The following is an 18076-nucleotide window of genomic DNA, read 5'->3' as shown; positions in this document are numbered from 1 at the left end:
GCTGCCTATATAGAGGACAAGGATGTGCAGCTACGTTTATTTTTCAATGTAAATTCAATCGCATAGTTTTTACTCTTGTTCAATACCGTTCATTGAGGTTCAGTGAAATGCGGCCCATCATGTTGGGTGAATTGTGGGGTAATCACGATGCCGAAGGCAATGGGCCAACATCGGGAGAAGGTACTGTCAGCGCTCAAGGTCAAGCAAGTGACCGAGCCGGGCAAGTACGGCGACGGCAACGGGTTGTACCTCATTGTCGATAAATCCGGGGCAAAAAAGGTGGATGCTGCGCACCCTCGTAAACGGCAAACGCACAGACATCGGCTTGGGGGGGCTGTCCTTGGTGTCGCTTGCCGAGGCGAGAGAGAAGGCGATGGAATACCGTAGACTGGCCCGCGCGGGTGGCGATCCGCTCGCCGCAAAAAAAGAGGCGAGGCGCGTTGTTCCAAGCTTCAAAGTTGCGGCGAAGACAGTCCACGAAGAACACAAGATGGCTTGGAAAAACCCCAAGCACGCCGACCAGTGGATCAACACGCTGAACCAGTATGCCGTGCCGCACATCGGCGACATGATGGTGGACCGCATCGATACGCCCGACATCCTCAGGGTCCTGTCACCCATCTGGTTAGCCAAGCCAGAAACGGCTCGACGTGTCAGGCAGCGGCTTAACACAGTCTTCGATTGGGCCAAAGCATCTGGCTATAGAACCGGCGACAATCCCGTCAAGGGGGTGACACGCGGGCTACCTAAGCAGCTAGAGCGCGGTGGCCACCACACCGCTATGGCATTTGCCGATGTTCCGGCTTTCATCAAAGCGATGCGGGGAACGAACAGCAGTTTGATCGCCAAGCTTGCCTTTGAATTTTTGATCCTGACCGCGACACGCACCAGCGAAGCCCTGCTGGCCAGAAAAGCGGAAATAGACGCAAAAGGTAACCTTTGGATTATTCCGGCAGACCGCATGAAGGGAAAGCGGGAGCACAGGGTGCCCATAACCGATCGGATTACCGAAATCCTCACAGAAGCAGCTAAGATATCCGGCGACAGCCCGTTCATCTTCCCGGGGCGCTCCGAAGATAAGCCTCTGTCCAACATGGTTTTCTTAAAGATCCTTGAGCGAATGGAGGTCCCGGTTACCGCGCACGGCTTCCGCTCGTCATTTCGCGATTGGGCTTCGGAGGCTACGAATTTCCCCCGCGAGATCGCTGAAATGGCGCTGGCACATGCTATCGAGAACAAAGTGGAAGCGGCGTATCGTCGGGGCGACCTGCTCCAAAAGCGACGAGAAATGATGACTAGCTGGGAGAAGTTTTGCTTTGGCAGGAAAAAACACGACGAAATCCGAGAAGAGTGACTACCTCGATCCATTTCCAGTTCCGCCCTATGGGGGGCTCGGCTTTGGTGACGAGGCGACAAATGCAATCTTCGACAGCGCGTGGCCGACCGTAGAAAGACACCTCATTGCCACACAGGCTTTCGCCCACGTTCTCTCTGATGCCACGGTCGACGCACTCAGGAATGAGCTCCGCGCGGTGAGCAATGAATATCTTGCCGGCAAATTAAGAGCAGAAACCTTTGCTGCATCTAGCCAGAAAAAAGCCGCGAGACAGATCATCAACCATGTCGATGCACTCGTTCCACAAATTGAAGAACTCTGGCGCGTAAATCTTCCGACGAGAAGTCGTCAAATCGCAACCCTTCGGCGCGAGACCTTACTGGAGCTATTGAAGGAACTGCGATGTGAATGCGCAGCCGTAGCGGGCAAGCGCGTGCAACCGGGCGCCATGGCTGCACATTACATTCGAGGCGGAGTAGTTGATTTTATAGCTAGCTATGAGAGCATCTTGGGCCTTGGATTTGAGCGCTCCAAAGTCGTAGGCAGTGGGAAACTAGGCACTCGGAAACTGGGCACCGGATCCAAAACCGTAGGCAGCGGAAAAAATAGCGAATTTATAGCCACCGGTCCGCGCCTCCTGCAGATATTCTTTCAGGCCATCGACCCGAAACTACCTCTGAGCAAGCTCGCGAGCATTATCCAGACTCTGCCAGAAAAGTAATTAGCCAGCTACTTAAGCCGTCATTTCGGACAAGGAACAGCGTGCGTTGCAGATCCAATGCGTGCAGCATGCTCCCGTTCGCTCCGAAAGTGAGGTGCAAGTTGAGCAACAAACTACCGGAAACAGGCTTCGTTCGCCTGAAATCCATCATTGGGCCGACTGGACCGATACCCATCAGCAAATCTAGCTGGTGGAAAGGCATCCGAGAGGGACGGTTTCCGCCTCCTCAGAAACTAGGCCCTAGAACGAGCGTGTGGCCCGTCGAATCCATCCGAGATTTGATCGAAAAACACACCGTAAAATAAGAATGTAGACAATCGCCGCGGGCGGAATGCCCGCGGCTCCCCCAACAAACTCGCTCGTTTCATGCGGAGCTTCGCCTTCGATCGCCTCTCCATGCGCGAGTGATAGGCAGGAACCCAATGGAAAAGAAGAACGCAAATACATCAACGCCAAAAGTACCCGACATCACACAAAACGAAACATATAGGGGGGCTGCATACTGGCTTAAGAAGGGTGCGGCCATCGTACCGCTGGAACCGCGTTCAAAAAGGCCCTTCAATGGCTATAGCTCGCGGAAATACATCAAGAAGAAAAAGGAGCTGAAGAAATTTTTCCGCGAATATCCTGATGCGAACTACGGCATAGCAACAGGATCCGCCTCAGGGATCATCGTCCTCGACGTCGACGGGAAGGAAGGCCGCCACTCGCTGAAGGAGCTGAAGAAGGCGAAGGAGGGATTTTCGCCGACGGTTACCGTAGAGACAGGGCGTGGCAGACATTACTATTTCAAGGGAGACGACTGGTTCCGCAACTCAGCGAGCAAGCTCGGCGACGGTCTGGATGTCCGCGGAGATGGCGGCTACGTAGTCGGCCCCGGAAGTGTGCATGAAAACGGGACGCGGTATAAGTATCGTGATGGTTACAGTCCTGAAAAGGTATCCGTAGCAGACTCCTCATGGCTTCGTGAACGTGTCGCGTCAGTGGTCCACCTCAAAGCGACCTCAGTTTCTACCCATGTCGAAGAGGGCGGCCGTAACAACGCCTTGATCAGTTATCTCGGCGGATTGGTGCGCAAGGGCATTGTCGAAGATGACCTTCTAGCCTTAGCGCGCAACTTTAATGCGTCTTTCCCAAGCCCACTGGATGACGATGAGGTCGTGAAAACCGTCAACAGTGCGCTGACCTATTCTCCCGTGGACCGAGATGCTGATCCAGGCGAAGCATACGCTGATGCGGTCCTGCAATCGTATTTTGATGGTGGCAACCACCTCATGCGTTTGGATGATGGCCTGTTTTGGAGCTATGACGGGAAAAAGTGGATCATTGAAAACGTCGACAGCCTTAAGCAGAAGACGTTGAAGGTGGTCCAGCAAAACCCTCAGCGTCCGGGGATGGCGACAACTACCGTGATTAATCAGGTAGTCGACATCCTAAAGGCGAAGGTCATGCGCGATGGTGATCCTTTGCGATTTACCGAACCTCCGGCCGCCGCATTGAATCTTCGTAATGGCGAACTATGGCTTGCCTCAGACGGAGCGACGAAACTAAGCGCGCACAATGCCGAATCTTATCTCCGTCATTTTCTGGATATCGAATATGATCCCAACGCGACTTGTCCGCTTTTCGATCAGGCGATGAAGCAGATTTTCCCCGGGGAGCACGCCGAGATCATTCCCTACATGCACGAGCTGATCGGCTACATACTACAGCCTGAACGACCTATTGCCCTGATTTTGATCTGGAAAGGTGTCGGTAGCAACGGCAAGTCCGCGTTGGCTGGCTTGCTGGCCGACCTTCTGGGACGCCATGCAGTTGCGGCGATGCGTGTACGGGATCTGACAAGAAACCAGTTTTCAGTGAACAGCTTGTTTGGGCGCATGCTGTTTCTCGACGACGACGTTCAGACCGGCACCCGCCTTCCAGACGGCGACTTAAAGCGTATCAGCGAGAAAAAGATCCTGACTGCCGAGCGCAAATTCAGCGGTCACTACTCGTTCGAGAATCGCGCGGTGCCGTTGATGCTCTGTAACAATCCTCCCTCCATTACAGACCTTAGTCACGGATTGCAGCGACGACTTCATGTCGTGCCCTTCACTCGTCAGTTCCAAAAGAAGGAAATCGACAGCACGTTGTTTAACCGCATCAAAGCCCAGGAACTTCCTGGCGTTCTAAATCACGCGTTGCAAGGATATCAGCGGGTAGTCCGGCGAGGTTGGAGGTTCAAAATTCCTGATGCGGTGAGGGCAACCTCTGAGCGGTTCTTGCAGGAGGCGAATCCCGTTCCGGCTTTCATAGATGAAGAGTGCATTAAAGGGACAGGCAACTGCCTCGTGGCAGATCTCTACGCCCGCTATGGAAACTGGTGTCAGCAGCAGGGAATTACCATGGCGCAGCAACGCTCAAGCTTCGAGCGAAACGTCACCTCACTTGGCTACAAGGCTGTGAAGCGAAACAAGGGGATGACGTTTCTCAACCTTAGCATCCGCTACCTCTAGCCATTGGTGTCGTGGTGGTCGTGGTGACGAAAGTGCTGGAAATTCCTAACCCAGTGCAAGGTATATCGGGGTATAAAATACCCTAGTTTAACAGCCCGTCACTTTCGTCACCACGACCACTGCCACACCAGCATATCGGAAGCATAAAACGCTAACTAATTGACAAGATTGATATTTCTTGTATACTACTATCGCTTTCATCATCAACGATGCAGTGAAACAGAGCTGCTCAGCACAGGTGAAAGCTGATCAACATGAGCGCCAATTCGGCGCTCTTTTGCGTTTTCAGGAGCTACGCGATGGACACGCCTTCAACCTCGCCCTCAATGCCGCGTTCGACGATCACACTGCCACGCGTTTCGATCTTGGGCACAGCCCCCGCACCAACACCTGGCAGCAACTCCAAGACCAATGCCGCTGCTGCTGCGCAGGGGCCCGACGCTAAGTGGATCATGGTTGGTTTGGACGATCAGGGCAAACCGCATGCGTCGTGGTTCGCGGAAGTCGATGGCGATGCCGCTGCGGTTGCCGCCGACCTAATGGACATGGCGCTGATCGGCGTCAGCAACGACGAGCTGACTGCGGTCGCCAAGAACCTGCCGCGGGGAAAGCTGTTCGACAGTGGCAAGGCGTTCGTGCCTTTCGTAAAGCGAACGACCTACGACCAACTTGCGACGTATCTCGACGACGACTACCTCGCGGCAACAGCAGCCCGTGTGGAAGCTGCAGCAGCAGTAGCCAGCGCCGCAGCTGAGGACTATGCGAAAGCAAGCAAAGGGGAAGTGCCAGCTCGGCAACCGGAGGACTGGTCGAAGCTTTTGGTTGGCGACCTCGTGCTTGCCCGTGAGACGGCCGAGGAGGGTTGGTTTGAGGCCATCGTCGTCGAGGCCACCGACGACCGTTTTCGCCTTCGCTGGCAAGACTGGCCGGAGCTGCCGACCTTCACCCGCGTTGTCACCGAGATCGCCCTGCTGCACCCTCAGTATGTCAGGGCGTAGGGCGATCATCATGACGGTTATCATATTGCCGATACCTCATACGAGCGGCGTTGGGAACCAAAGCGGGTCCAACGTCGCCACCCCATCGTCAACGAGAGAGTGCCGCATTCGCGATCTCAACGACGAGCTGCGACGGACCTTCAGTAGCGGCCGTGTCATGCTCACCAGCGGCGTGCAAGCTCTCGAAGAAGGCCAGCGAGCCGAGCTGCTGTATGCGGTCCAGCAGTTCGACGAGTTTACCTCCGCCAACGACCCCTATGGGGAGCACGACTTCGGGCGTGTCGTGGTTGATGGTCAAGGCTATTTCTTCAAGGTCGACTACTACGACGCCGATCTGCAGTATCGGTCGCCTGACCCTGCCGATGTCACCGTGACGACTCGCGTCCTAACGATCATGCGGGAGGACGAATATTGAGCCTGCCATTCAACGATATGTTTTCGCTCGAAAGCCGCGCCTCGTTCGCGGCTTCTTTTTTGTTAGGCCCTGCCCGGCTTTCTTCCTGCCCGCATGGGCGCGGGGCGGGGTTCGTCAGGCCCGGCTTCTTGAAAGAAAACGCCTACCTTCACGTTCAAGGCACGCGACAGCGCCTCCAACACGGAAATGGTCACGTTCTCTTCGCCCCGTTCGATACGGCCGACATAGGAGCGGTCGATCGCTGCCTCAAGCGCAAGCCGTTCCTGCGACAGGCCGCGCTCGACGCGCAGTTTTCGGAGGTTCCAGCCGATGAGTTCGCGAGCATCCATAGCCGTGCAAAAGGCCACAACGCATGCTTGACAATCGACGGACTGATAGTCCCATATTTCGCGCAACGGACAGTTGTCGTCCGAGCAAAAGAAGAAGCTGGCCGTTGCTCGGCACCCGCTCTCTACCAATTGAACGGAATGCCGAGCGACGGAGTCGGGGCACATGAAAATCGCAATTGGAATTATTTCAATCTTCTTGGGGCTGCTGGTGCTGCTGCAGTCGTGCACAGTCGGCACCGCGTCGCATATGCTGGGAGACAAGGCGACGAGCGATGCGGGCTCAGTCGGTATTCTGGTCGGCCTGCTTTACTTTTTCGGAGGCGCATTCGCGTTCGGACTGCCTGCCGTCGCCATGGTCATATTGGCGCTCGCCGGCCTGCTCGGTTTCGCAGCGGCCAGCGGCGGCAGCTTCGCCGACATGACAGTATGGGCGGTGATTGCACTTATCCTGGCAGCAGGCGCGTTTTTCAGCTGGCGCAACGCCCGCAAGGCGAAGGAGGCGCAAAGCAATGCATAGGGCGGCAATCCGATTTGTGATGGGGCTGGCGATACTCGCAGCCCCAGCCTCGTCGAGGGCCGAGGAAACATCGTATTTTGCGGGCGACGTCTGGAGCGTGACGCAACACCTCCCTGCTAGTGAAGATGTCGAGGATGGGGCGAAGCCGCAGTGCCTGTTTGGCACGCGGGCTTGGCCGCAGAGGGGGTTAAACTTCGTCTATGTGCTGACCAGCCATGATTACATCGAGCCTTGGCTGCAGGTCTATTCGGAGAATTGGGAACTGCCGGTCGGCGAGAAGACAACGGTCGATCTGGTAACCGTCGGAGGTACTTTAGGGTTCGAACTTAGTGCGGGCAGCGTCAATTATCTGACCGGCTCGATCGATCCGAAGATTATCGGTGAGAAGAACAACTTCGCCCTCAATGTCGCGTTGGGCTACATGCTCGACTCACGGCGCGCAGGAATTACCATGCGCATCAAGTTTGCCGGCAGCGAACCCGAGTGGTTTATCCCGCCGATGAGTCGGCTGGAAACCTACGAGGTCAAGTCCGCGCTCGACAAATGCATCGCCAGCCTTCGAAGCAAAGCATCGGATTTTTATTCACGAGATGGGGGGAAACGCGAAGGCAAGACATCACCGTTCAATCAATCAGGCGCCTCGGATTTGACGCCCGCGCCAGACGCCTCCGACGAAAGCTCGGCAGCGTCAGCTTCTGCTCCGGTGCAAGCGTGGACGGAATGGCGCTTCGAGAGGGTGGAGGAAGAGGGATCAAATGTCTGTTTCGCCGAAACGGAGGTCGGTGACGTAAAGGTCGGCTTCATGGCTCGTCCCGGCGCGGACGTTGATGGCTTCGTAGCAGGAACGTTTAGTGGTCAAACAACCACGACGTGGACGGTCGATAACAAGGCACCTCATATTCTCGATGGAGATGAGGACGCCTATTTCGGCTGGCACAGCTTCAAAGAGGTGTCGGAGGCGCTTGTCGCTGATGTTGCTGCCGGCAATGAATTAAGGATCGCCAAGCTGGGTGAAGAACGCCTCGTTGTCCCGCTAGAGGGGGCGCAGCAGGCGCTCTTGTCATTCGCCGAGTGTGTCGGCAAGCCAAAGCCCGCTTCCGACGCTGAAAGCTCGCAAATCGACCCGCAGCCGGCTAACAAACGCGACAGGTTGTGCCTGCTTGAGGTCAAGGGCGAGAAGGTTATTGACGGACCGTGCACATGGGAACCCTACGGCACAAGCGGACCCGCCTTTCAGATGGGCGCGAACGGTTACTTCGTACTTCTGAAGATGGAAGACGCCGACAACGCAGTCGGTTACTGGAATGAAACCGCAAATTCCGTGCACGCCCACGCGGAGCTCGGAAAGCTCAACAGGAGCGGTGATTGCTGGGTTAACGCGAACGTTCGAATGTGTCCTCGAAGATGATTACCGGCTCGTCAGGGCCTGTTGAAGCGGGCCAGACTAGCGGCTGGGTATTGACGCCATATCCGCTACGACATCCGCTGACCGACAAGCGCGTTGCGCCACACCTTAACTCGTTTGACGCTCCCATCTGGATTGCGCTTGATCGAATGCGCGTGCCGGTCCGGAAAATGGTTGCGCTGCAAATCTCGGATAATTTGCCGCGTATTCCGATGAGGTGCTACAATATCGATGAACCAAAGATGGGGCCCGGAATGCCAGCAGTTCGGAGGTGGGTTGCGCCCGTCTGCAAGCATCGCTTCATGACATGCATCATCGACAAGTGCCCATGTCACAAAAGCGTCTGGCTCTCCCCTGTCATTGATATAGATCTTGAATTGACTAACAGTCAAAGGGGGAACGAGGTATAGACCGGCCTCGCCAAGCGTCATGTCAACATAACCAGAATCCATGGCTATACATGCCATCACGCCGAATGCCTCAAATGTATTCGCGGGCCAGTACGTCTTCGGTGCGTTCTCCACCTATCGTTCTCCAAAACTATCTTGCAATGCCTTTAGGATGGGCTCGAAAAAGTAGCTAATCACCCGGCGTTCACCCGTGATCACATCGACTGTAGCGGTCATGCCGGGCGAGAATGTAGCGATTCGATCTCCAAGCTGAATGCCATCTTGGTCAAGCCGCAAGCGAACTGCATAGACCCATTGTGCTGCCGAAGGCTGTTGGCGGGCATCAGCGCCGACGCTTGACACGGTTCCCTTGACGATCCCGAAACGCTCTGCTGGAAAGGCATCAAACTTCACGAATGCCCGTTGGCCTTCTTTAAGAAATCCAATATCCCGATTATCGAAGAACGCTTCGAGTTCAATCTTGCCGTCTGTCGGGACCACCGCCATTAAGGTGGCGCCAGCTTCAGCAAAGCCGCCGACCGTGTGCACCGACAAATTTTCTACCCTGCCGTCAATTGGGGCCTCGATTGACAGATCTGCCTGTCGACGTTCGGCGGCGCTAAGTTCGGCCTGCAAGGCTTTCAACGCGATTGATGCTGCACTGAATTGCTTTCGATAGGTGGAGCGCACTTCGGATATCGCGCTCTTGCGCTGTGCTGTCACCGTCTGTGCTTCGGCATCAAGCCCTGCCAGTTCGCGCTTGGCAATCAGAACCTCGTTCCTACCTGCATTGATGAGCCGTAACCGTTCAAGGTATTCCGAATTGCTAATTGTGCCCTGTTTCTTCAAGGTCTCCGAAGCAACAAAACGTTGGGAGAGAATGTCCCATTCGGTGATAGCTTTCTCAATCCGAGCGGCCTGCACCTCCTTCATTTGTTCAATGCGGAAGATTTGCGTATCGATTTGCGCAATCCGGTCGCCAAGCGCCGATAGGACCGCAACAGTGAGCGCTTCGGTATCTCCGGAGGCCGCCGCAACTTCTCGCCGCAAAACTGTCAGGCCACCATCAACAAAATCATGATCGGCAGGGTCGTTGCTATCTAGCGGTGACAGTATAGCCCGTGCGACGGCCCTATCTTGAGCCTGCCGGTCTATTTCTGCCTTGATACGATCGATGTCGCTTCTGACCGATGTTTCATCCAATACGACAAGCGGTTGTCCCTGCTTTACCGCTTCTCCTTCCGTGACATGAATGGCTGTAATCTTGCCGTCGGCCCGCGGTTGCACTGTTTGAACCCGTCTCGTCGGCACGAGTTTACCTTGACCTCGCGCGACGATCTCGGTCTTGGCGACATAGCTACCCGCGACTATTGCCCCGAACATGGAAACCAATAGCCACGCGGTGACCCGAATTGTCGGGGACAGCGGACGCGCGATGATGTTCAAATCCGTATTCATGCACCTGCCGACATCCGAGAAGCGGCGGAATCGATGGCGCTCAGAGCGACACAGTTCACACTTTTACCGAGTAAGTCAGGCCGGTGCGTAATGATGACAAGGGTTATGTCTCGTGCAAGGCGTTGCAACGTTTCTGCGATCCTCATCGTCGCCGCCGTGTCTAGAGCGCTTGTCGGCTCATCCAGAATGAGGAGACGCGGTTGGCTCAGAAGTGCCCGCGCCAATGCTATCCGCTGCCGTTGGCCGCCAGACAGGTAGCCCCCACGTTCGCCTACCTCACTGTCGAGGCCCTTAGGAAGCTGTGCTATTACTTCGTCGCTGGCGCTATCGATTAGAACTCGCGTAATTTCCTCGCTTGTCGCATCGTGCTTCGCGAGTAAAAGGTTCTCGCGTATTGATCCCGCAAACAGGGTCGGCTCTTGGGGTAGGTACGCGACTGCTCGCCTCACGCTGTGCGGATCATGTTCGGCCAGATCGAAGCCGTTGGCCAAAACGCATCCGCTATCCGGCACATAGAGACCACACATCAGTTTCGCCAAGGTCGATTTCCCACACCCCGACGCACCAACAATCAAGGTGGGAATGTCGGGTTTGATGTCCAGATTTATGCCGCGAATAATGGGTTGCTCAGGCGTATAGCCAAACGAAACATCCTTGAGCGTCAGGCGCAACTTCCCGTCGTCAGGTAAGCTAGGCCGCAGGGTCTCTGTCTCAGGCGCAGTGTTGAGGAAATCCCCAATCCTTAAGCGCGCAATCCGCAATCCCTGCCACTTCTCCCAGATCGAGGCGAGCGACATAACCGGTCCGGTGACATGGCCAGCAAGCAGGTGAAAAGCAACCAACTCGCCAAGCGTTATCTCGTTGCGGAATACCAATTGAGAACCGAGAAAGATCATGAGAATCGTTGGAGCGCTACCAAGAATTTGCCCAACAAATCCGCTGCAAATATCAATTTTGGTAACACGCCAAGATGCGCCGAGACTGCTGACAATGGTTTCTTGAAAACGTGCGACCTGCCGTTCCTCACAGGCTAGAGCCTTAATGGTTGCAATGTTCCCGAAGGCCTCGACAAGACGTGACTGATGGCGGGCATTTGCCAGAAACGACTCCTGCATTCGACGTCGCAGGAACGGGCCAATCAATCCAAAGAATATGATCTGCAGCGGCAGCGTGACCAATACGACCATCGTCAAGAATGGGCTGATCGCCAGAAGCGCGCCCAAATAGACGATCGCAAACAATAAATCGAGCAGCGCACCAGATACAGTCCCGGTCAGAAACCCCCTTACGGTATCTGTTTCGCCGAGGCGGGCGAGTGTCTCGCCAGCAGGCCATCGTTGTAGGAAAGGCAATGGTAAATTAAGTACATGCCGAAACAAGCGTTCGGCCAACTCGGCCACCAGCCGGTTTGCCATGTGATTGCCGAGATATGCGGCAAGCACACCGAGCACAGCCGAAAAGACAGTCGTCATTATCAATACGACGGCTATGAGTGTAAGCGTGGCCTCCCTCTGGAAGGGCAACACCCTATCGATGATAGTTTGAAAAACGAACGGCTCGACAAGCCCCAAGAGACGCAACACGATGGCGATAACCATCGTTTCCGCTATGAGTGGCGTGTACCTGAGCGTCGATTTGGTGAACCAAGAGAGTGCAACCGGTCGCGACGCGTCAACCGGCGGTGAGGCGTCCAACGATGTAACCATCGCCAGTTCACGCCTCCAAAGCAGGCACGAACCGGCGTTCGATTTTTAGCATCAGGAACAGGATAATCGCTATTATGGTTGTGGCTACCCAAGCCGAGGTTACCAATGGCAAAAATCTTGTCTCATCTCCAATATATATATCTCCATAAATATTGTATGCCGAATGCAGTATCGTGCAGACAAGGATGGCGAAAAATGAATTTCTGGAGTACAAATAGTAAATGCTAGTGTATAAATGAATTATGCTAGTCGATATCCCGATGATCGAAGCTCCTAAATAAACCCCGATTATTTCATCTCTTGTTCCAGTCACGTTTTGCGTCAGAGCGCCGACCTTCAGCATGGCCTCAAAAAGGAAAAACCAAACCAAAGAAGGAATAATCAAGCGCCGCATGGCAACGGCGATTTTCACGCCCGCCAGTTTAAGTATCTCTTCTACAAGCGCCCAAATCACGAAGTACGCAATCGCAGCCATTATCCGGCGAACCCTATGTGCAAAAAAGGGGGAGTCGCCTTGAGACGACTCCCGTTCCAGGGGTTAATGGCGCCCGTGGTCAAACTCTCTATCTTGCCTCGTGCCGCTGTAGAAACCGCCTCGGAAAGGGTAATCGGCCTCACTCCTGGACTGCGTCCGATCATTGGAGCCGGTAGTGAAGTTACTCTTAAAGGCTTTCCATCCTAGTGCCATCCAAGACTGTCCTGGGGGCATGCTGTAGTTGTTATTCTTCATTTTATCCATGATGGTGCCGCCATCGATGCCCGTGCCAAAGCCGTTCGAATAGCTGCTATTATTCCGGCTGCCTGACCCGCTATCTCTCCACGTTTCGATTTACCCATTGGCGCATGGCATCGTGTTGGCCGCTACCGCAATCTATGCTAGAGGCCGTCCATGTTGCATGTCAATGTTGCATGAAGCGAAAAATGCGCGTTTTGGATAACAGTTTCAGCTGTCAGCTACCCAAGATTGTCTTGGTGTAAAGCGAGCGCTGAAACAACGCTGCGAGCAAGCCCCTGTCGCCTCAAGGTATCACCACATGTGTCGCATCGGGCGTTACGCCGCTTAGCGTCACATCAGTCTTGACCCCGACTATTTGCGACAAGGTAGCCTCGACCCTAAAAGCTGAGGTGACAAATGGCGCGTATTGGCTATGCCCGTGTGAGCACGGTTGATCAGGATTTCGATATACAACAGCAGCGATTGAGGGCCGAGGGCTGTCAAATCATCCGCAGTGAAAAGGTCTCAGGCGCAAGTCGCGACGGCCGTACTGAACTTGCAACTATCATCGAATTCATGCGTGAGGGCGACGAGCTGGTCGTGACGCGGCTTGATCGACTGGGGCGGGATACGCGAGATGTTCTCAATATTGTTCACGAGTGCGAAGAACGAGGCGCCTACGTTACGATCCTTGACCCGCACGTTTCGACCCGCGGCGAGATAGGGCATGTCATTCTTACGGTTCTGGGAATGGTTGCTCAGATGGAACGACGGTTTATTAAAGAGCGACAACGGGAGGGAATTGCTCGCGCGAGAGCAGCCGGGGTTTATAAAGGAGGTCGGCCGCGCCTCGATTACCAACTCATGCAAAGACTTCACACCGAAGGCATGGGGCCATCCGCTATAGCCAAGGCGGTGGGCTGTTCGCGTATGCAGGTCTATCGCATATTAGCGAAGGTTGCGGCAGTCGCCACTGACCATGCGAGCTGAATGCAATTGGTGAGGTATGCCGGGGATCGCAACTGGCTGCGATCTGCCGACCTTTGCCCCGAAACCTGCCGGCTTAACCCTGTATCGCTCGGTTGTGGACGCATAACAACTCACTACGCCGCACGACCCGAGTAAATTAGGCGATCCAACTCAGCGGCGAGCTATCTTTCGGTGCCAACTGTTGTGATAGTCGATGAAAAGCTGGTCGACGAAATGGCCTCGGGCGATTCTCAAAGCGGCCGACTCGATGGGCCTCGCAAAATAGTCCAACTCGGCATGGTGGTTCGGGCAAACACACACGACGTTTTGTTCGGTGTCAGGACCGTTGTGTGGCTCCCCCAAAGGCCGCACATGGTGCGCTTCGACATAGCGCGTTCCGTCTGCGAGTTCGATCCCTTCCCCGCATATTTGGCATCGGTATCCGTGCAATTGCTTCACCCGCCGGGCGACAAGCGTGTCACGCAATATTCGGTATACTGTTGTCTCAACGCGAGTAGTCTTTGTGGCGTCGGCAGCCACCGGTGTCTTAGGCAGGGGTGGTGAGGTCGCAGACCGCTCGCGCGCGGGCAAATAGGGCCTCCAATCGAAGGACTTCGATCGCGCTACCTCGCTTTGCCACCAGTCGAAGTCCATAGCCGGTCGGCCGTAGACTTTGAAATAGCCTTCTCCGGGCATGCCGGTATCCTTGCGGATGACCAGACCAGTAATGGCCGGCAGGTTCGCCTCAAAAATGGCATTCGCTAGCTCAGCTAGGCCTTGGTACTCTAAATCTTGAGCAGTACCCGGCAATCCCAACGCCGAGTGGATCTCGCCATAGGTCTTGTAGGTGGACGGATCACCGGGACGGACGTTCGACAAGCTCGCGACAAGGTGCTCAAGCACAACCATAGCTTGCCGACTCAATGATAATCTGCGGCTCTCAGGCATCTCTCGCCTCGCTTGCTTCTCGACTGTGAACACGCCCCAAAGGATTGAGACCATCGCGCGCAACGTACTGCCGAGTTGCCGCTCATTTGTTCACTTAACGCCGCCGTCTCACGTCCGTGGAACGATGGCAAATTCGCCGGCGTTGGGCTCAGACAACGAATTCGGGAGTCCACCTATCGTCGACTACGGTGTCGATTACATACCCGTGTGTATCCGGTGCGCGTTCTATTCCGACGATGAAATACGAACCATAATGTGGGGCGAAGCGTGGGTTACTCGCCCAGAGCGCGAAAAAACTAAACAATTTCAAATGGTTGCAAATGCAATTGGCGGAGAGGGTGGGATTCGAACCCACGGTACGGTTGCCCGTACGCCGCATTTCGAGTGCGGTGCTTTCGACCACTCAGCCACCTCTCCGCTTTGCTGGTCGGCGCTTGGTTAGCGCGGTCGGGTTCATAGCGGCAGATTCGGGTGCTGGCAAGTGCCTGTTTGAAGAATATGTAACGGCTCTGTTGCTTTCGCCTTGACACACACGCGCGATTCCTTGTAATCCGCGCAATGAAGTGGTGTGGCCTGGCCATTCCGCATCGGGTGTGATTTGCGCCCTTTCACCGGTGGATATCCTTTTGGGCATTCCACTCAACTGTCGACTGACAAAAAGACGGCCTTGTCCTCGGGCAGAGAGCCGGATCGAACATGAAAGGATAAAAAATGTTCGCAGTCATCAAGACCGGCGGTAAGCAGTACCGCGTGGCCGCCAACGACGTCCTCACCATCGAAAAGCTGGAAGGCGTTGCAGGCGACAAGATCGAATTCACCGAGATCCTGATGGTCGGCGTTGGCGCCGATGCAACCATCGGTGCTCCGTTTGTCGAAGGCGCCGTTGTCAGCGCTGAAGTTGTGGAACAGGGCCGCGCCAAGAAGGTCATCGCCTTCAAGAAGCGTCGCCGCCAGAACTCCAAGCGCTCGCGCGGTCACCGCCAGCACCAGACGACCGTCCGTATCCTGGACATCGCTGCTGCCGGTGGCAAGGCGAAGAAGGCTTCGAAGAAGACCGAAGCCGCCGCTGAAGCCGCTGCAAACTGAGTTCAGGGATCTAAGGTTTAAAGGAGAACACCAATGGCACACAAAAAAGCTGGCGGTTCGTCGCGTAACGGTCGCGATTCTGAGTCCAAGCGCCTTGGCGTGAAGAAGTTCGGCGGCGAAAACGTCGTTGCAGGCAACATCATCGTGCGCCAGCGCGGCACGAAGTGGCATCCGGGCGCCAATGTCGGCCTCGGTAAGGACCACACGATTTTTGCACTTACGGCCGGCAACGTGGACTTCCGTACGAAGGCCAATGGCCGCGTGTACGTGTCTGTAATGCCGAAAGCCGAAGCAGCGGAATAAGCCGGTAGCGCTCTAAAACAGCCGGCGTCTCATCGACCCGGCTGACGCACCTGATGGTTCCAAGCCAGACTTCAAAGGGGAGATGGGGCAATACCCAACTCCCCTTTTTCGTTTCTGGAGGAAACCATGCAAACCGAGTTGTTGAGGGAAGACCAATCCCGGTCTCCCGAGCAGAGGCTGCGGCCCCAACGGTCAAGGACCGATTGCCCGATATTGTTGTCACCCAGGCTCGTTCTGCGCGCGCCCCATGAAGACGATATCGACGCCCTTGCCCATCTTGCCAACAATGCCAATGTCGCGACCATGGTCTCGCGCATGCCGCACCCGTATACGACGGCCGATGCCGCCGACTTCGTGCGACGCGCGAAAGCCGGCACGATTGGCAAGTGCGTCTACGCGATTACCAAGGCGGACAATGGCGCATTTCTCGGTTGCTGCGGTATCGAGCCGCATCCCGACGGCAAGACGGCGGAACTTGGCTATTGGCTGGGCGAACCATACTGGAACCAGGGCTATGCCACCGAGGCGGCCCAGGTCCTGACCGACATGGCCTTCCGCACCCGCGATATCGACCAGATCGATGCGCGCTGCCGGGTCATGAACCTCGCATCCCGCCGGGTCATCCAGAAGTGCGGCTTCCAGTTCCAGGGAAGCGGCATGGTCGGCAGCCTGGCGCTCGGCGGCTCGATCGCTGTCGAATGGTACCGGCTCGACCGCAAGACCTGGGTCTCCTTGAGAAGCTGGGGAGGCATGCGATGAACGCGCTCGTTTCCGAACGCCAGCGGGTCGTCGCCCGCCCCGGTCCCGGGCCCTGCCCGGTCATCGAGACGAAGCGTCTTGTCCTGCGCCCGCACCGGCGAAATGACGCCGAGGCGATCGCCCAGTCGCTCGGCGATTTCCAGGTGGCGCGCATGCTTGCGCGCGTTCCGGCGCCCTACGACCTGCAGGACGCGCTCGACTGGCTGACGGCGCAGACCTCAGGCCTGACGCCCGACTGGACATTCGCCGTCACCACTGGCGACGACGTGCATATCGGTTGCGTCGGCATCGAGCTCCGCCATGGCCAATGGCATGTCGGCTACTGGCTGAACCGCTTCTACTGGGGCAAGGGTTTTGCCTCCGAGGCGGTCTATGCCGCGGTCGAGCGCTTCTTCCGCCGCATGCCGGAAACGATGCTGCATTCCGGCGTCTTTGCCGACAATCCGGGCTCGCTGAAGGTGCAGGAAAAGATCGGCTTTCAGATCACCGGCTGCACCCAGGTCTATGCGCTCGCCCGCAACGCCATGGTCGCGCATATCGAAACCCGGCTGACCGCTGCCGATCTGCACCGACCGCATTGAACGACATCCCCCGCGAAGCTCGCCTTTGCGGGGGATTTTTCATGAAAGCGTGAAGCCGACTGGCAGGTGATCGGAGCCCTTGGCGTCATATTCCGTCCAGGCGTCCGTCAACCGCGGAACGAGGCCGGCGCTTAAGAAACAATAGTCGAGGTGCATGCGTTTTTCGGGGTTTTCGGGATGAATCCAGCTATAGCTTTCCGGCGTCAGTCGACCGAGATGGGCAAGCACGTCGACCGGATTCTCAAGCCGCAGCGAACGGCCATAGTAGGCATCGCGCGCACCCACCATGGCACAATATTCCCGCGTCTCCGGCTCCATGTTGAAATCGCCCATGACGACGAAGTCCTCCGGATGCGGCGGCTCGGCAAGGCCGAAATCGACCGCCCCGGTGATCGCGCCACCTTCGAGCGGATAGCCGAGCAACCGGTCCTTCAGGTAGCGGATCTGGGCGATGCGCTCGGCGGGAAGCACATGATCGAGATGCACGGAATAGACCCGGAGCGGACCGCCGGGCGTCGCGATCAACGCTTCGGTCGCACCGCGCTGCAGGTTCATCGGGCTGATCGTGCGGGTGCGTGGCAGGGGGATCAGCCGCGTCGCAAGGATCGGCCAGCGCGACAGGATCATGTTGCCGAACTGGAAGCGGCGGCTGACGGCGCGGCCATCTTCGATCGTCGAGCCGACGTCGATATCGCAGGGCGCGTGAAAGGCCGCGAAATGACCCGGGAACAACTTTTCGAAGCGGGCGACGAGATCGACGTGATCGTTGCGATGAAAACCGCGCGTTACTTCCTGCAACGCAATGATGTCGGCGTCCCCGACCGAGGCCGCGATGCGTTCGGGGTCGAAGCGGCCGTCGAGACCGATACCGTATTGGATGTTGTAGCTGACGAACCGCACGATATTCTTTGACCTCCGAATAAACCGCCTATATCGATGGCGG

The 18076-nt window shown here is 56.2% G+C and carries 20 protein-coding genes and 1 tRNA gene; 13 read left to right on the top strand and 8 right to left on the bottom strand.

The window, feature by feature from the left end:
- Positions 1-283 precede the first annotated feature (283 nt).
- The 6 genes from BLU35_RS11530 (at position 284) to BLU35_RS11505 (ending at position 5968) form a co-directional block, all read left to right on the top strand.
- Positions 284-1354: a tyrosine-type recombinase/integrase gene (locus BLU35_RS11530; protein ID WP_353615029.1), complete on the top strand. Its 1071-nt coding sequence runs from the start codon at positions 284-286 to the stop codon at positions 1352-1354.
- Positions 1317-2057, top strand: a complete 741-nt coding sequence (locus BLU35_RS11525) for a hypothetical protein (protein WP_093233110.1) — start codon at positions 1317-1319, stop codon at positions 2055-2057. Before BLU35_RS11530 ends, BLU35_RS11525 begins: the two co-directional genes overlap by 38 nt.
- A 68-nt stretch (positions 2058-2125) precedes the next feature.
- On the top strand, positions 2126-2362 hold the full coding sequence (locus tag BLU35_RS36655) for a helix-turn-helix transcriptional regulator (RefSeq protein ID WP_093233109.1): 237 nt from the start codon (positions 2126-2128) through the stop codon (positions 2360-2362).
- Positions 2363-2479: 117 nt separating this feature from the next.
- Positions 2480-4555 carry a phage/plasmid primase, P4 family gene (locus BLU35_RS11515; RefSeq protein WP_093233108.1) on the top strand — a complete coding sequence of 692 codons (2076 nt, stop codon included), beginning with the start codon at positions 2480-2482 and terminating at the stop codon, positions 4553-4555.
- Positions 4556-4854: 299 nt separating this feature from the next.
- Positions 4855-5553, top strand: a complete 699-nt coding sequence (locus tag BLU35_RS11510; RefSeq protein WP_143032917.1) for a hypothetical protein — start codon at positions 4855-4857, stop codon at positions 5551-5553.
- Between the two features lie 10 nt (positions 5554-5563).
- Positions 5564-5968, top strand: a complete 405-nt coding sequence (locus BLU35_RS11505; RefSeq protein WP_093233177.1) for a DUF3768 domain-containing protein — start codon at positions 5564-5566, stop codon at positions 5966-5968.
- A gap of 62 nt (positions 5969-6030) precedes the next feature.
- Here BLU35_RS11505 and BLU35_RS11500 read toward each other — a convergent pair whose 3' ends face one another.
- On the bottom strand, positions 6031-6297 hold the full coding sequence (locus BLU35_RS11500; RefSeq protein ID WP_093233106.1) for a helix-turn-helix domain-containing protein: 267 nt from the start codon (positions 6295-6297) through the stop codon (positions 6031-6033).
- A gap of 163 nt (positions 6298-6460) precedes the next feature.
- Between BLU35_RS11500 and BLU35_RS11495 the strand changes: the two genes are divergently transcribed.
- Together BLU35_RS11495 and BLU35_RS11490 are read left to right on the top strand one after the other, a co-directional pair.
- On the top strand, positions 6461-6814 hold the full coding sequence (locus BLU35_RS11495) for a hypothetical protein (protein WP_093233105.1): 354 nt from the start codon (positions 6461-6463) through the stop codon (positions 6812-6814).
- Positions 6807-8222, top strand: a complete 1416-nt coding sequence (locus BLU35_RS11490; protein WP_093233104.1) for a hypothetical protein — start codon at positions 6807-6809, stop codon at positions 8220-8222. Before BLU35_RS11495 ends, BLU35_RS11490 begins: the two co-directional genes overlap by 8 nt.
- Before the next feature lie 65 nt (positions 8223-8287).
- Here the strand turns inward: BLU35_RS11490 and BLU35_RS11485 are convergent, their stop codons facing one another.
- The 4 genes from BLU35_RS11485 to BLU35_RS11470 are packed head-to-tail and all read right to left on the bottom strand — an operon-like array spanning position 8288 to position 12247.
- Positions 8288-8743 (bottom strand): toxin-activating lysine-acyltransferase, encoded by a 456-nt coding sequence (locus BLU35_RS11485; RefSeq protein ID WP_286161498.1) that lies wholly within the window; start codon positions 8741-8743, stop codon positions 8288-8290.
- Positions 8744-10066, bottom strand: a complete 1323-nt coding sequence (locus BLU35_RS11480; RefSeq protein ID WP_093233103.1) for an HlyD family type I secretion periplasmic adaptor subunit — start codon at positions 10064-10066, stop codon at positions 8744-8746. It lies immediately after the preceding gene.
- Positions 10063-11772 carry a peptidase domain-containing ABC transporter gene (locus tag BLU35_RS11475; protein ID WP_093233102.1) on the bottom strand — a complete coding sequence of 570 codons (1710 nt, stop codon included), beginning with the start codon at positions 11770-11772 and terminating at the stop codon, positions 10063-10065. The genes BLU35_RS11480 and BLU35_RS11475 overlap by 4 nt, the downstream gene beginning before the upstream one ends.
- Positions 11773-11779: 7 nt before the next feature.
- A complete protein-coding gene (locus tag BLU35_RS11470; RefSeq protein WP_093233101.1) occupies positions 11780-12247 on the bottom strand; it encodes a hypothetical protein in 468 nt (155 codons plus the stop codon).
- 657 nt (positions 12248-12904) lie between these two features.
- On the opposite strand from BLU35_RS11470, the gene BLU35_RS11465 reads away from it, so the two are divergent.
- Complete coding sequence (locus tag BLU35_RS11465) at positions 12905-13477, top strand: recombinase family protein (RefSeq protein WP_093233100.1); 573 nt, start codon at positions 12905-12907, stop codon at positions 13475-13477.
- A 150-nt stretch (positions 13478-13627) separates the two neighbouring features.
- On the opposite strand, the gene BLU35_RS11460 is transcribed toward BLU35_RS11465, so the two are convergent.
- A complete protein-coding gene (locus tag BLU35_RS11460) occupies positions 13628-14365 on the bottom strand; it encodes an HNH endonuclease (RefSeq protein WP_176907213.1) in 738 nt (245 codons plus the stop codon).
- Positions 14366-14731: 366 nt separating this feature from the next.
- Positions 14732-14821: transfer RNA gene (locus BLU35_RS11455), tRNA-Ser, on the bottom strand.
- A 294-nt stretch (positions 14822-15115) separates the two neighbouring features.
- Between BLU35_RS11455 and rplU the strand changes: the two genes are divergently transcribed.
- The 4 genes from rplU to BLU35_RS11435 all read left to right on the top strand — a co-directional run bounded on the left by rplU (position 15116) and on the right by BLU35_RS11435 (position 17133).
- The gene (rplU, locus tag BLU35_RS11450; protein WP_057254969.1) at positions 15116-15490 is read left to right on the top strand and encodes a 50S ribosomal protein L21; all 375 of its coding nucleotides are present in this window, start codon (positions 15116-15118) and stop codon (positions 15488-15490) included.
- A gap of 33 nt (positions 15491-15523) precedes the next feature.
- Complete coding sequence (gene rpmA / locus BLU35_RS11445) at positions 15524-15793, top strand: 50S ribosomal protein L27 (protein WP_037470908.1); 270 nt, start codon at positions 15524-15526, stop codon at positions 15791-15793.
- A 126-nt stretch (positions 15794-15919) separates the two neighbouring features.
- Positions 15920-16552 carry a GNAT family N-acetyltransferase gene (locus BLU35_RS11440; RefSeq protein WP_034802649.1) on the top strand — a complete coding sequence of 211 codons (633 nt, stop codon included), beginning with the start codon at positions 15920-15922 and terminating at the stop codon, positions 16550-16552.
- Complete coding sequence (locus tag BLU35_RS11435; RefSeq protein ID WP_093233098.1) at positions 16549-17133, top strand: GNAT family N-acetyltransferase; 585 nt, start codon at positions 16549-16551, stop codon at positions 17131-17133. The genes BLU35_RS11440 and BLU35_RS11435 overlap by 4 nt, the downstream gene beginning before the upstream one ends.
- A 39-nt stretch (positions 17134-17172) precedes the next feature.
- Here BLU35_RS11435 and BLU35_RS11430 read toward each other — a convergent pair whose 3' ends face one another.
- Positions 17173-18033: an endonuclease/exonuclease/phosphatase family protein gene (locus BLU35_RS11430; protein WP_093233097.1), complete on the bottom strand. Its 861-nt coding sequence runs from the start codon at positions 18031-18033 to the stop codon at positions 17173-17175.
- Between the last annotated feature and the right edge of the window lie 43 nt (positions 18034-18076).

The sequence above is a fragment of the Sinorhizobium sp. NFACC03 genome, assembly GCF_900103435.1.
Classification (GTDB): domain Bacteria; phylum Pseudomonadota; class Alphaproteobacteria; order Rhizobiales; family Rhizobiaceae; genus Ensifer.
This window is presented reverse-complemented; position numbering and strand designations above follow the sequence as displayed.